We start from the raw sequence: 12,215 nt of genomic DNA on the forward strand, positions 1-12,215 counted from the left end.
CGCTAATGCCGGCCGCTGGCGGCATTGGGCGTTCATCGCGACGCGCCGGGCGGCAGGCCTGCTACAATTCCAGGTTCCAGTTCTGGCCAACCAGATCCTTGCCGAAAGAGTGATGGCGCTCTTCGTCGGTGAGCTTGAAGCCTGCCGCCTCGTAAATGCGGCGTGCCGAAACCAGAATGTCGTTGGTCCACAAGGTCAGCGTCTTGTAGCCCTTGGCGCGGGCAAAGCCGACGCATTCGTCGACCAGCCGCTTGCCGATGCCAAGGCCCCGCGCCGAATGTTCGACATAGAGCAGGCGCAGCTTTGCCACCTCGTCCGACTTGCGCACGAGGAAGACCGAGCCGACGACCTCGCCTTCCCGCTCGGCGATCCAGCTGCGTTCCCATTTGGGGTCGAAGGATTTTACGAACGCGGCGAGAATTTCGGCGACCAGCGCCTCATAGGTCTCGTCCCAACCATAGTCCTGGGCATAGATGAGGCCCTGGCGATGCGTGATCCAGCCGATGTCGCCGACCTGCAAAGGCCGCAACAGGTAGGGAACCTTTGGTTCCGCCTTGTCGCCGAGCAGGCGTTGCACCGTGCCCATCGCCTTGACCAGCCTGTCCTGTCCGGCCGGCGGAAGCTTGTCCAGCAAGGCCTGGACCTGGTCGTGCGAATCCCGGTTCAGCGGCGCGAAAGCCTTTCGGCCGGCCGCCGTCAGCGCGATCGAGGAGCGCCGCGCATCGGCTTCCGTCGCCTCGCGATCGACCAGGCCACGCTCCTCGAATTTCTTCAGGAGACGACTGAGATAGCCGGGGTCGAGCGCGAGGTCGCGCACCAGATCACTGGCGACAAGTCCGTCGCGATGCGCGAGTTCGTAGAGCACGCGCGCCTCGGTCAGAGAGAAAGGGCTCTTCAGCAAGCCTTCGTCGAGCAGCCCAATCTGGCGAGTGTAGAAGCGGTTGAAGGCCCGCACCGCGTCGATACGGTCCTTGCCCGGCGGATGGTGGATGGTCATTGGACGTTCCTCCTGTCCGGAAGAGGATCAACGATTTATTTGACTTAGTCAAGTAATCGCCTGTTGCAAGCCGCATGATCGAAGCTTGACCTTTTGAAGGCGGCGGGGTGCGGAGAACGCTCGCCAAGCGCAGGCTCAGCCCATCGGCAATGCAGGCCAGCGATCGACAATGCGGCCGGCGGAGAACACCGCGATCGAGCCGAAATGCTGCAACACCGCCTCGCTCTGCGTCGGCCGCAGGAAGGCGTAGTCGCCGGGCCTGACGGTCGCATCCACGGGCAGCCCCATGAATTGCTGGTTGGAGGACAGGCCAAGCAGGGCGTTGGGCTTCATGCCTTCGGGAAATGCCGGTTCAGCCATCCACTTGCCGCCATAGAGATAGCAGCCCTTGCGCGGGAACCGGCCGAGCGCCTGCAGCAGGCGGGTGACGGCCAGCGGGCCTGGCAGCATCGGCTCGACCACTTTCAGGATCGGCGTCGCGATGAAGGCCGCCGGCTGGAAACCGTCGAGGCCGGGCGTATCGAAATCGCTGGGCAGCACGAAGGCCGAGCCCATCGACACTTCGTTGGCGACGCCGCGACGATGGAGCAGTGCGGTCTTGCTGCCGCCGATGTTCAAGATGTTCCGCTGACCGGCGGCGAGGCAGGCGACGAAGGCGGCGGCCCGCTCCGACGCTTGTCCCAACGCCTTGGCCGGCCCGCCGAACAGGCCGGGAATGTGCGGCGCGTGCGCCTCGTAGGCCATCACGCCTTCGCAATGCAGCCGTTCGTGTCCCGGCAGCGCGTTCAACGCTTTCGACAAGGCCTCGGGATCGGCGAACCCGCCGCGATGCAGCCCGACATCGATCTCGAAAGCAATGCGCAGTTCGACGCCGAGTTCCGCCGCAAGCGCACCGTATTCCGCCAGCCTCTGCTCGCTGTCGATCAGCCAGCAGATACGCGACCAGTCGGCGGCATCCTTCGCAACGACAGCCCTTGCCGCTTCGACCGGAACCGGCTTGCCGTACAGGAGATCGGCATCGGGAAAGGCCTTGAGCACCGCCTCGCTGATCGGCGGGTGGAAGGTCATGAACCGATTTGTACCAAGCGCCTTGCCGAGGTGAGAAAGCAGCGGCAGGCAGGCCAGCGACTTGTCGACCAACCGCACCGCAAGGCCGGGATCAAGCCTCTCCTTCACCAGGGCAACGTTGCGATCCAGCCTGTCGAGATCGAGAACCAGACACGGCTGGAAGATACCGGCTGTTCTCAACGCATCCGAAAGAGCGGCGAAATAGGCGTTCATTGCTCGATGCCGAAGAGGCCGGCCATATAGCGCGAGACGAAGCGATTTTGCGGGTCGATATCGCGGCGCACCGCCATCGCGTCGTCCCAGCGCGGGTAGAGTTTTTTCAGGTCCGCCGCTTTCAGGCTGTGCATCTTTCCCCAATGCGGCCGGCCGCCATATTTGCGAAAGATCGGCTCGGCCGCGCGCATGAACGGCAATGGATCGTTCGCCGCATCATGGTGGATGGCGATCGAACAGGTAAGCCTGTGGTAGAAGGGCGAAAGCCAGAATTGATCAGGCGCGACCGAGCGCACCTCCATCGGAAAATAGACCTCGGGAAAATGCTTCTCCGTCAGTTCGATGATCTCGGCCAGCGCCTTCGGTCCCTCCTCGAACGGCAGGTGATATTCCATCTCGTTGAACCTCGTCTGCCGGTCGCTGGCATAGACGTTCAGCCAGTCCTGCACATAATCCTCGGCCGAAACCTTGGCGACGGCGCCCAGGATCAGCCGGCGGCGCAGCGACGGCAGCCAGGCGAGCCCGGTGCGCAACCGGCGCAGCGTCCTCAAACCGGCCTCGTCTGCCTCCGGCGGCCGCGCGGTGGGTGCGGCGTCGCTCAAGTCACTCGCGATGAACTGCGCGTAACCGGAAAACGGAATGTAATAGAACTCGGCCGATCGGTGCGCGGCCATCATCGTCTCGAAATCGCGCAGCATGTCGGCGATCGGCAGCACCCATTTGCGTCGGCGCAACCGGTAGGTCGCGATGTTGTTCAAGGTCACTTCGCTGAGCACGCCGAAGGCACCGAGCGCGACGCCGGTGGCGTGGATCACGTCCCGATCGGCGGCTCGGGTGAACTCGCGCAATTTGCCGAGCCCGTCGACGATCTGCACCGCTTCCAGTTGCGTGTGATAGGCGCCGAGCGTCGGTCCCGAGCCGTGCGTGGCGGTGCCCAGCGCACCGCCGATCGCCTGGCGGTCGATGTCGCCCATGTTCGGCAGGCCCTGGCCGATGTCTTGCAGCATGCGCATGAGCGGGCCAAGCCGCGTCCCTGCCCGTACGCGCGCCTGATGTTTTTCGGCGTCACGCGAGACCAATCCCTGGAGCTTCTCCAGCGACAGGATCGTGCCTTGCGATTTCACCAGCGGCGTAAAGGAATGGCCGGCGCCAACGACGCGCAGCGGGCCGGGTGCCGTACGAACCAGATCGCTGAGTTCGCCAGCATCGGCGGGGCTGGCGATCAGCCGCGGTTCGGCGGTGACGTAGCCCGACCAGTTGCTCCAGGTGTTCGACATTCTTCCGGGCTCAGGCTTTTCGTTGGATGGTGATCTCTTCCGAAAACCGGTTTCCACTTTTCGGGGTCATGGTCTGGCGCGGCGGTGCCGCGACGCGAGGATGAACAGGCCGAGCAGCGCCACGCTGGCAACGGCACTGGCGGCGGCGAATTCCGGCACCGGCCGGAAATCCCCGCCATCAATAAGCAGCGACGCCGCGATCGGTCCGATCGCCAGGCCAAAAAGCTGGGCAGCCGGCACCAGAAGCACGGCCGTGCGCGTCTCGTCGGCGGTGATGGCCAACCGGATCTGGTAGGGCACGATGAACAAGAGGATGAAGCCCATGACCAAAGCGGCGGCCCAGAATGTGGTGAGGCCGGGACCACTGGCGAGAACCAGCGAGCTTGAGAGCGCGACCGCGCCGATTGCCGTGATGGCGAGGCGATAATCGATGCGCGCCTCGAACATTGTCGCCGTCATCGCGCCCAGAACCTGCGCCGCAAGGCTGGCGGAGACGATCAGGCCGACAGTGCGCCCATCGATGCCGAACTGGGTGCCAAGCGGCTCCAAAAAAGCCCAGACCGCGCCGAAGAACATGAAATAGCAGAAGACCGATAACAGCGCGGCGATCGAGGGAACCGTCAGCACATTGGCCAGATTCTCGTCCTTCGGCAGATCGGCGTAGTCGCCGGGAACGAGAAAGGCGACCGCCAGCGACGCCATGCAGACGACAGCGAGAACGATGAAGCCGCCGCTCGAACCGGCGGCCGGGACGACGTAGAGCGCCAGCAGCAGCGCCAGGGCGCATTGCGCCAGCGTCTGCATAGTGACGAAGTAGCCACCAATACGCTCGGCGCGGCGCGAACGCGCGATCAACTCGGTGGCGACCGCCACCAGGCCACCCTCGGCGAGCCCCGCCAGGGCGCGGGCCGAAATCAGCATCTGGGGCGTATCGGCGTAGGCCGTCCACCAATTGGCCGCCGCCAGCAGGACCAGAAGGACGGCGCTTTTCCAACGCATGTTGCGGGCCGACAGCAGCATCGCCACGACGGCCGAACCGATGGCGATGGCGATCATCTCGGCGGTGGCGACCAGCGCCAGTTCGTCGCCGGTGACATGACCCTCGGTGTAAAGCGCGCCGAGCAGTACGGGTTGCAGCCCGAGAATGAGCAGGCCGACCGAACCGATCCACAACGCCGCGGCAAGCTGCGCGCCCGTCGGATTGCCGACCAACCAGTCGCCATTCTCCGCCCGTTCCGCATTCGTCGACCTCAAACGCGCCTCCCCAACGTCCTTGCCGCGCCGCAGAAAAACTGACAATCTGTCAGCATTTCTGGAAACTGATAGTTAATCATGTTTGTTGTCAACCAGAAATTTGGAACTCTCGCGAGAGATCGGGCGCATGAAAGAAGAAGCAGGGCGAACGGCGACCGAGCCCAGGCGTAGACCCAAGCAGGAGCGCAGCCGCGAGCGCATCGACGCCATACTGTCGACGACGATGCGGCTGATCGGCGAGAAAGGCATCGACGCCGTCACGATGAAGGAGGTCGGCATGCTGGCCGGTGGGCCTATCGCCACCGTCTACCATTACTTTCCCAGCAAGTCGGCGATCCTGGCGATGCTCTATGAGCGCTTTTCAGAGGTCAGCCGCGCCAGGCTGATTGCGATCATCGCGGACATCCGCGAGGCGAAGGACGTGATCATGGCCGCCGACCGGCTGCTTGACGACTATCACAGCCGCGTCGCCGGGGATCCGGCCATCCAGGATCTCCAGAACGCCATCCAGGCCGACAAGGCGCTCAAGAATCTCGACATCGCCGAGACCAGACACCAGGCAAAATTGTTCTGCGACCATGTCACCGTCTTGCTCGATCCGCACAAGCGCGAACAGTTCGAACGCATGGTTCTGCTGATCTTCCAGCTCGCCGGCAGCGTGGTGCGTCTGGCGCTAGCGGAGGGCGAAGCGGAAAGCCGCCGGACCATCGAGGATTATCGGTCGATCATCCACACCCAGTTGCGGCAGTTTCTGTAGAGAAGTTCACCCGTTTCACGGAAACAGCGAACCGCTCCATCTCCTTGTTTTGACGCAATTGCCAAGGGAAAGCGCTATGCGCTTTCCCGGGAAAACCGCTTCGCGCGCGGCCCTTGCCGCGAGCAGCGGATGGAGCATGGCCTCCATCGGTACCATCGACGTCTATGCGGGTTCGGCAACGACTTATTGCTTCGCGACGCTGGCCATGCTGATAGACGAGGCGGGCAGTTGGTTCGACAATGTGCGCTTCGTGCCGAGCGGCTCCTACCCGCTGGCGGAACGATGCCCGCTTCTGGTGCTTGGATCGCCAAAACGCAGGTAAGCTCATTGTCCTGCGCGGCGCGGCTTCGATCGAGCAAATCATCGCGCCGAGCGCCTTGACTCTCACAGGCCGGCGGCCTATTTCAGCGCCACGTTAGCACTCACCACTCGTGAGTGCTAATTGCATGTCCGGCGTCGCCGGACGGAGGAACTGTTCTCACCGTTCTCATCGAGGAAGAAAAAATGGCAAAGTCGAAGTTCCGCCCGCTTCATGACCGCGTGGTCGTTCGCCGGGTCGAATCCGAATCCAAGACCGCCGGCGGGATCATCATCCCCGACACGGCGAAGGAAAAGCCGCAGGAAGGCGAGATCATCGCCGTCGGCTCCGGCGCTCGTGACGAAGCTGGCAAGCTCGTTCCGCTGGACGTCAAGGCTGGCGACCGCATCCTGTTCGGCAAGTGGTCGGGCACCGAAGTCAAGCTCAATGGCGAAGACCTTCTGATCATGAAGGAATCCGACATCATGGGCATCATCGGCTGAATATCGGCCTCACCATCCTTTAAATCTTCGGGCTTACCCCAAGCCCCTGCCAGGAGTTAAAACATGGCTGCCAAAGACGTAAAATTCTCCCGTGACGCCCGCGAGCGCATGCTGCGCGGCGTCAACATCCTCGCTGACGCGGTGAAGGTCACGCTCGGCCCCAAGGGCCGCAACGTCGTCATCGACAAGTCGTTCGGCGCTCCGCGCATCACCAAGGACGGCGTCACCGTCGCCAAGGAAATCGAGCTTGAGGACAAGTTCGAGAACATGGGCGCGCAGATGGTCCGCGAAGTCGCTTCGAAGACCAACGACATCGCCGGCGACGGCACCACGACCGCGACCGTTCTGGCACAGTCGATCGTCCAGGAAGGCCACAAGGCCGTTGCCGCCGGCATGAACCCGATGGACCTGAAGCGCGGCATCGACCTCGCCGTCATCGAAGTCGTCGCGGCGCTCGGCAAGGCTGCCAAGAAGATCAAGACTTCCGAGGAAGTTGCCCAGGTCGGCACGATCTCGGCCAATGGCGACGAGTCGGTCGGCAAGATGATCGCGGAAGCGATGCAGAAGGTCGGCAACGAGGGCGTCATCACGGTTGAGGAAGCCAAGACCGCCGAGACCGAACTCGAAGTCGTCGAAGGCATGCAGTTCGACCGCGGCTATCTCTCGCCCTACTTCGTCACCAACGCCGACAAGATGGTTGCCGAGCTCGAGGACGTCTACATCCTCCTCCATGAGAAGAAGCTCTCCAACCTGCAGGCCATGCTGCCGGTTCTCGAAGCCGTCGTGCAGACCTCGAAGCCGCTGCTCATCATCTCGGAAGACGTCGAAGGCGAGGCTCTGGCCACGCTGGTCGTCAACAAGCTGCGTGGCGGCCTGAAGATCGCCGCCGTCAAGGCGCCGGGCTTCGGTGATCGCCGCAAGGCCATGCTGGAAGACATCGCCATCCTCACCGGCGGCCAGGTCATCTCGGAAGACCTCGGCATCAAGCTCGAGAACGTCGGCCTCAACATGCTCGGCCGCGCCAAGAAGGTGTCGATCTCCAAGGAGAACACCACCATCGTGGACGGCGCCGGCAAGAAGGCCGAGATCCAGGGCCGCGTCGCCCAGATCAAGCAGCAGATCGAGGAGACCACCTCGGACTACGATAAGGAGAAGCTGCAGGAACGTCTCGCGAAACTCGCGGGCGGCGTTGCGGTGATCCGCGTCGGCGGTGCGACGGAAGTCGAAGTCAAGGAGAAGAAGGATCGCGTCGATGACGCCCTCAACGCGACCCGCGCGGCCGTCGAAGAAGGCATCGTTGCAGGCGGCGGCGTCGCCCTGCTGCGCGCTTCGGCCAACATCAAGGCCACCGGCGTCAATGCCGACCAGGCCGCCGGCATCAACATCGTTCGTCGTGCGCTGCAGGCTCCGGCCCGCCAGATCGCGGCCAACGCCGGTGCGGAAGCATCGATCGTTGCCGGCAAGATCCTTGAGAACAAGGGCGCGACCTTCGGCTACAACGCCCAGACCGGCGACTATGGCGACATGATCGCCATGGGCATCGTCGATCCGGTCAAGGTCGTTCGCACGGCTCTCCAGGACGCGGCCTCGGTCGCCGGCCTGCTCGTCACCACCGAAGCCATGATCGCGGAGGCTCCGAAGAAGGAGTCGGCTGGCGGCGGCATGCCTGGCGGCATGGGCGGCGGCGGCATGGGCGGCATGGGCGGCATGGACTTCTAAGAAGTCCATAAAGCACGCCCATGAATCCAAGTTGCTCAAGCCCGCAAGCGGGCTTGAGTGGCGGCATGGACTTCTAAGAAGTCCATAAAGCACGCCCATGAATCCAAGTTGCTCAAGCCCGCAAGCGGGCTTGAGTGGCGGTATGGATTTCTAATCCACACTTCCATCAACTCAGATACCGAAAGGGCGCCGGAAGGCGCCCTTTTGCGTTGAGACAACGACGGCATCATCAGCAGGTCATCTGCCATAAAAGCGTGCAAATGACTTTCTCTTGTGCAGTTCACGAGCGAAATCAGTGGCTTCCATAAGCCTTTGCAATGGATTTGTCGGACAATATTTTTTAAGACATTCGCGACTACTAATGAGCGAGAGCCCGGCTGGGCCGCTCTAAAGTGTGTCAGGTCAACACCGATGCAATTCTTGCGACGATTTTTGCGGAACCGAGACGGCAACGTGCTGATCACCGCGGCACTGGTAATGCCGATGCTGATCGGCATGGCCGCCCTGGTGACCGAATATGGCGGCGCGCTGGTCGAGCGTGTCGACAATCAGCGCATCGCCGACCTGTCGGCCTATGCAGGTGCCCTCGCCTACAATGCGAACAAGTCCACCAACCAGATGACCGCCACCGCCGTCAGCGTGGCGGTGCTCAACGGCGTTCCCGCCGCCAATGTGCAGGTCAGCCTTGTCGCCTCCCCGAAAACGCCAGCCGTCAACGCCGTTTCGGTGTCGATCAATACCTACAAGACCCTGCTTCTGGCACGCGTCTTGAGCGATCGCGAGCAATTGCAGATTTACGCCAGTTCGGTGGCCGAGCTTGGCGCGCAGCCGCAGACACCCGGATGCATGCTTGCGCTTGACGGCACACAGACCGGCATCACGCTGAGCGGCGGCACCGCGATCACCGCGCAGAAATGCACGGTATCCTCGAACAACACGGTGACCGTCCCCTGCGGCACCAGCATTTCGGCGATCGGCGTCAACTACAACTCCGCCGCGGCCCCAAGCCAGCCTTGCAACGGCATCACCGGCCCCAACGGCGCGGCGGCGGTGATCACCAAGAAATCGACTCCCGATCCGCTGGCCGGCAATGCCGCGGTCGCCGCCGCGGTTGCCCGCATTGCCACAGTGGCCGCGCTTTCGACGACGTCCGCGCCGACGGCGCCGACAACCCCCATTGGCAACAGCATCGACTTCGGCTGGAGCCCGGGCTCCACCAAAAGCCAAGCGATCGTACTCGGCTGCACCGCCACCTGGGCACCGTCATCATCGACCTGGACGCTGGATTGCGGCAGCAAGACAACCGTCAACCTGGGCACGATCACCATCGGCGGCGGCATCAACGTCAACTTCGCCACGGGAGGCGCGGCAACCACGGTTTACAACATTGCCGGCGACCTGACGACGAGCGCCACGACCAATTTCGGCCCCGGCACCTACAATTTCGCCAAGACGCTCACCACTGCGGGAAGCACGACTTTCGGCGCTGGGACCTTCAATTTCGGCAAGCAGGTGACCACCGCCGGAACCACCACATTCGGCGCCGGCACTTTCAACTTCACCAAGGGACTGACGACCAGCTACGGCACCACCACGTTCGGCGCCGGCACGTTCAAGATCGGCATCAGCGACAATAATTGCGGCGGCATCGCGCGCGTCGGCCTCTGCAACAGCGGCACCTTGACCTTCGGCGGGCCGAGCACTTTCGAGCTGCCCGGCGGATTCAACAACACCGGCGGCGCCACGCTCACCTTCGGTTCGGGAACATCCAACAGCTACAAAATCGGCCCGGGCAGCAATGGCGACGCCATCACGCTCGGCGGCGGCTCCCAGACGATCATGGCCGACGCCACCAGTTCGGGCGTGTTTCAGGTGGTCGGCAATGTGAATGGCGGTGGGGGCGGCAGCTGCTTCGTCATACCGGCCACGGCGCAACACGACATCGCCGGCAATTTCATCGGCTCGGGCGCCATCCTGCTAGGCGCCGGCGTCTACACGGTCGACGGCTATTTCGCACTCGGCGGCAATGGCGGCGGCAGCGCCGTTTGCAATGGCAGCACGTTCAGCATCAGCGGCGCCAATGTGACGCTGGTGCTGTCGGGCAAGGCCAAATCGAGCTCGGGAAGTTGCAACGGCTATGTCTTCTGCGTCGCGGCCGGCTACAGCAACATCGTACTCACCGCACCGCAGTCGGGCGCCACCGCCAAGCTCGCGGTGATCGGGCCGACCTCAAGCTCGAACATTGGCGGCGCCACCTTCGCCGAGGGCGGCTCCAACGCCCAGATCTCCGGCGCCTTCTATTTCCCCTACGGCCCGATCGTCATGAATGGCGGCTCCAGTGTGCTGGGCTCGCCATCCGATTCAAGCAAGTGCCTGCAGATGATCGGCTCGCTCATCACGCTGTCGGGTGGCACGGCCGCTGCATCGGAATGCATCGCCGCCTCGAGCACCAGCGCCAGCAGCAAGGTGAGCCTCGTACAATGAGAACTCCGTTTCGCCTCGATCGCTACATGTCCACCATTCGGCATTCTTCATTCATCGACTTCCTGAGGCGCGAGAAGACAGGTGTCTCGGCGGTCGAATTCGCGCTGGTCAGCCCGGTCCTGCTGCTCATCCTTGCCGGGACCGTCGATATCGGTGGTTCGCTGAAAGCAAAATTCGAACTGAGCTCGGCAGTCTCGGCCGGCTCGAACTACGCCTTGCTCAATGGCGACAAGGTCAATTCCTCGGGAGGCAGCGCGCTGGCCGGCAACATCGCCACTGTGGTCACGAGCGGACTGGGCGGCAATGGCGGCAACATTCAGGTCGTCATCAACAACGGCCCGGCTCTCGCGTACGCCGCCAGCACATCCACCGCGACCCAAACTGGCACTGCCGCCAACGCCGACCTCTGCTATTGTCCGGGCAATTCGGGGGCGGTGGTCTGGAGCACGCCGGTAACGTGTGGCAGCATCTGTCCTGCTGGCGGGATCGCGGGGAAATTCGTGACGATCTCGGCGAGCAAGCCTTACGCGCCGCTTTTCGGCGGTTTCGGTATCGTCAACGACGGCAACATCACCGTCCAGTCGGCGGTGCAGCCGCAATGAGGCACGGCCGGTCATTCCTGAGCGACAGATCCGGCGCCAACGCCGTCGAGTTCGCACTTCTGTCGGTGCCGTTGCTGATGGTGCTGATGGGCACCTTCGAGTTTGGCCGCATGTATTGGGCGCAGCATGTACTGGATGAAATCGCCGCGGCAGGAGCACGCTGCGTCGGCGTGCTGCAGAGCGGATGCACGCAAAACGGGGTCTACAACGCCACCACTGCGACGAGCTACATCAGCAACAGGGCAGCAGGCGACGGCATCGTCCTGAGCAGCGCCAACATCGCCGTCAACAACAACACCACCTGTTCGGGCTTGTCAGGCTTTTCGAGCGTCCGGGTTTCCTACACGTTCGCGACCGTGATGCCGGCTTTCCTCGCTTCCCTGGCAAATGGCCCAAACCTCAGCGCTCAGGCGTGCTTCCCTAACCAAGGCGCCTAAAGCGGATTGTCACTTCACGGAAACGCCCTCCGCGCGGCGTCCACGTCGTTTCGTTTTTGTCGCTCCTCAGACTGCGGCACGATGGGCTACGTCAAGGGCCAGGCGGCCTTGCGCTAATCCATATTGACGCCCGAGGACGCCCGACCGTAGTCATATTAGCTACCCCTAAATATGTCGATCTCTGCTAGAATCGAGCGCGACCGCCATTCGACGATCGAGAAAGACCACTAGGGAGGACCGTGTGATGAACATCAGAACCGCCTGCGTTGGAGTACTCGCATTGGCTGTCTTCAGCGGCACGGCGTTGGCCGGGGCGCTCGACTCGCCCAAGATGATGCAACCGTTCTTCACCGATTCAGGCATGAAGACGATGAAATCCGACGCTGAAATGAAGGCCGCCTGGGCAGCGATGTCCAAGGACGATCAGGCCATGATGATGAAGGAATGCCAGGACGCCGCGATGAGCAAACCATACGCGCCGTTCTGCGAAAAATTGAAGGCTCTCGGTGGCGCAAACAAATGATTGCCGGTTCGCCCGGAGTTGAAGAACGGATGAAGGCGAGCCCTGGGCTCGCCTTCTGACTATCCGGGCAGATTTCGCGCAGA

General features: G+C 62.8%; 13 protein-coding genes. 8 read left to right on the forward strand and 5 right to left on the reverse strand.

Going from position 1 to position 12,215, the window contains the following annotated elements:
• Positions 1-61: 61 nt before the first annotated feature.
• The 4 genes from NKJ26_RS09470 to NKJ26_RS09485 all read right to left on the reverse strand — a co-directional run bounded on the left by NKJ26_RS09470 (position 62) and on the right by NKJ26_RS09485 (position 4,809).
• On the reverse strand, positions 62-997 hold the full coding sequence (locus NKJ26_RS09470) for a bifunctional helix-turn-helix transcriptional regulator/GNAT family N-acetyltransferase (protein WP_352695038.1): 936 nt from the start codon (positions 995-997) through the stop codon (positions 62-64).
• Positions 998-1,132: 135 nt separating this feature from the next.
• Complete coding sequence (locus tag NKJ26_RS09475) at positions 1,133-2,278, reverse strand: alanine racemase (protein ID WP_352695039.1); 1,146 nt, start codon at positions 2,276-2,278, stop codon at positions 1,133-1,135.
• On the reverse strand, positions 2,275-3,555 hold the full coding sequence (locus tag NKJ26_RS09480) for a D-arabinono-1,4-lactone oxidase (RefSeq protein WP_352695040.1): 1,281 nt from the start codon (positions 3,553-3,555) through the stop codon (positions 2,275-2,277). Before NKJ26_RS09480 ends, NKJ26_RS09475 begins: the two co-directional genes overlap by 4 nt.
• Positions 3,556-3,621: 66 nt before the next feature.
• On the reverse strand, positions 3,622-4,809 hold the full coding sequence (locus NKJ26_RS09485; protein ID WP_352695041.1) for an MFS transporter: 1,188 nt from the start codon (positions 4,807-4,809) through the stop codon (positions 3,622-3,624).
• A 127-nt stretch (positions 4,810-4,936) separates the two neighbouring features.
• Here NKJ26_RS09485 and NKJ26_RS09490 point away from each other — a divergent pair, with 127 nt between their 5' ends.
• From NKJ26_RS09490 to groL, 4 genes are all read left to right on the forward strand, one after another.
• The gene (locus NKJ26_RS09490; protein WP_352695042.1) at positions 4,937-5,566 is read left to right on the forward strand and encodes a TetR/AcrR family transcriptional regulator; all 630 of its coding nucleotides are present in this window, start codon (positions 4,937-4,939) and stop codon (positions 5,564-5,566) included.
• Between the two features lie 136 nt (positions 5,567-5,702).
• Positions 5,703-5,888, forward strand: a complete 186-nt coding sequence (locus tag NKJ26_RS09495) for a hypothetical protein (protein ID WP_352598540.1) — start codon at positions 5,703-5,705, stop codon at positions 5,886-5,888.
• 182 nt (positions 5,889-6,070) lie between these two features.
• On the forward strand, positions 6,071-6,367 hold the full coding sequence (gene groES, locus NKJ26_RS09500) for a co-chaperone GroES (protein WP_006203049.1): 297 nt from the start codon (positions 6,071-6,073) through the stop codon (positions 6,365-6,367).
• A gap of 63 nt (positions 6,368-6,430) precedes the next feature.
• A complete protein-coding gene (groL, locus tag NKJ26_RS09505) occupies positions 6,431-8,086 on the forward strand; it encodes a chaperonin GroEL (protein ID WP_027027821.1) in 1,656 nt (551 codons plus the stop codon).
• Between the two features lie 35 nt (positions 8,087-8,121).
• Here the strand turns inward: groL and NKJ26_RS09510 are convergent, their stop codons facing one another.
• Entirely contained in the window at positions 8,122-8,583 is a 462-nt protein-coding gene (locus tag NKJ26_RS09510; RefSeq protein WP_352695043.1) for a hypothetical protein, read from the reverse strand.
• Here NKJ26_RS09510 and NKJ26_RS09515 point away from each other — a divergent pair.
• The 4 genes from NKJ26_RS09515 (at position 8,564) to NKJ26_RS09530 (ending at position 12,132) form a co-directional block, all read left to right on the forward strand.
• Positions 8,564-10,570 carry a pilus assembly protein TadG-related protein gene (locus NKJ26_RS09515; RefSeq protein ID WP_352695044.1) on the forward strand — a complete coding sequence of 669 codons (2,007 nt, stop codon included), beginning with the start codon at positions 8,564-8,566 and terminating at the stop codon, positions 10,568-10,570. The two genes, NKJ26_RS09510 and NKJ26_RS09515, sit on opposite strands and share 20 nt — an antisense overlap.
• Positions 10,571-10,596: 26 nt before the next feature.
• Entirely contained in the window at positions 10,597-11,172 is a 576-nt protein-coding gene (locus tag NKJ26_RS09520) for a TadE/TadG family type IV pilus assembly protein (RefSeq protein WP_352598542.1), read from the forward strand.
• Positions 11,169-11,609: a TadE/TadG family type IV pilus assembly protein gene (locus NKJ26_RS09525; protein ID WP_352598543.1), complete on the forward strand. Its 441-nt coding sequence runs from the start codon at positions 11,169-11,171 to the stop codon at positions 11,607-11,609. The genes NKJ26_RS09520 and NKJ26_RS09525 overlap by 4 nt, the downstream gene beginning before the upstream one ends.
• 244 nt (positions 11,610-11,853) lie before the next feature.
• Positions 11,854-12,132 carry a hypothetical protein gene (locus NKJ26_RS09530; protein WP_352695045.1) on the forward strand — a complete coding sequence of 93 codons (279 nt, stop codon included), beginning with the start codon at positions 11,854-11,856 and terminating at the stop codon, positions 12,130-12,132.
• Positions 12,133-12,215: the final 83 nt, after the last annotated feature.

This window comes from Mesorhizobium sp. M0152 (assembly GCF_040322415.1).
Classification (GTDB): Bacteria; Pseudomonadota; Alphaproteobacteria; order Rhizobiales; family Rhizobiaceae; genus Mesorhizobium.

Excerpts from the sequence above, each read along its gene's own strand:
- NKJ26_RS09470 (WP_352695038.1), bottom strand. The coding sequence starts at position 997 with ATGACCATCCACCATCCGCCGGGCAAGGACCGTATCGACGCGGTGCGG.
- NKJ26_RS09475 (WP_352695039.1), bottom strand. The coding sequence starts at position 2,278 with ATGAACGCCTATTTCGCCGCTCTTTCGGATGCGTTGAGAACAGCCGGT.
- NKJ26_RS09480 (WP_352695040.1), bottom strand. The coding sequence starts at position 3,555 with ATGTCGAACACCTGGAGCAACTGGTCGGGCTACGTCACCGCCGAACCG.
- NKJ26_RS09490 (WP_352695042.1), top strand. The coding sequence starts at position 4,937 with ATGAAAGAAGAAGCAGGGCGAACGGCGACCGAGCCCAGGCGTAGACCC.
- NKJ26_RS09495 (WP_352598540.1), top strand. The coding sequence starts at position 5,703 with ATGGCCTCCATCGGTACCATCGACGTCTATGCGGGTTCGGCAACGACT.
- groES (WP_006203049.1), top strand. The coding sequence starts at position 6,071 with ATGGCAAAGTCGAAGTTCCGCCCGCTTCATGACCGCGTGGTCGTTCGC.
- groL (WP_027027821.1), top strand. The coding sequence starts at position 6,431 with ATGGCTGCCAAAGACGTAAAATTCTCCCGTGACGCCCGCGAGCGCATG.
- NKJ26_RS09515 (WP_352695044.1), top strand. The coding sequence starts at position 8,564 with ATGCCGATGCTGATCGGCATGGCCGCCCTGGTGACCGAATATGGCGGC.
- NKJ26_RS09510 (WP_352695043.1), bottom strand. The coding sequence starts at position 8,583 with ATGCCGATCAGCATCGGCATTACCAGTGCCGCGGTGATCAGCACGTTG.
- NKJ26_RS09520 (WP_352598542.1), top strand. The coding sequence starts at position 10,597 with ATGTCCACCATTCGGCATTCTTCATTCATCGACTTCCTGAGGCGCGAG.
- NKJ26_RS09525 (WP_352598543.1), top strand. The coding sequence starts at position 11,169 with ATGAGGCACGGCCGGTCATTCCTGAGCGACAGATCCGGCGCCAACGCC.
- NKJ26_RS09530 (WP_352695045.1), top strand. The coding sequence starts at position 11,854 with ATGAACATCAGAACCGCCTGCGTTGGAGTACTCGCATTGGCTGTCTTC.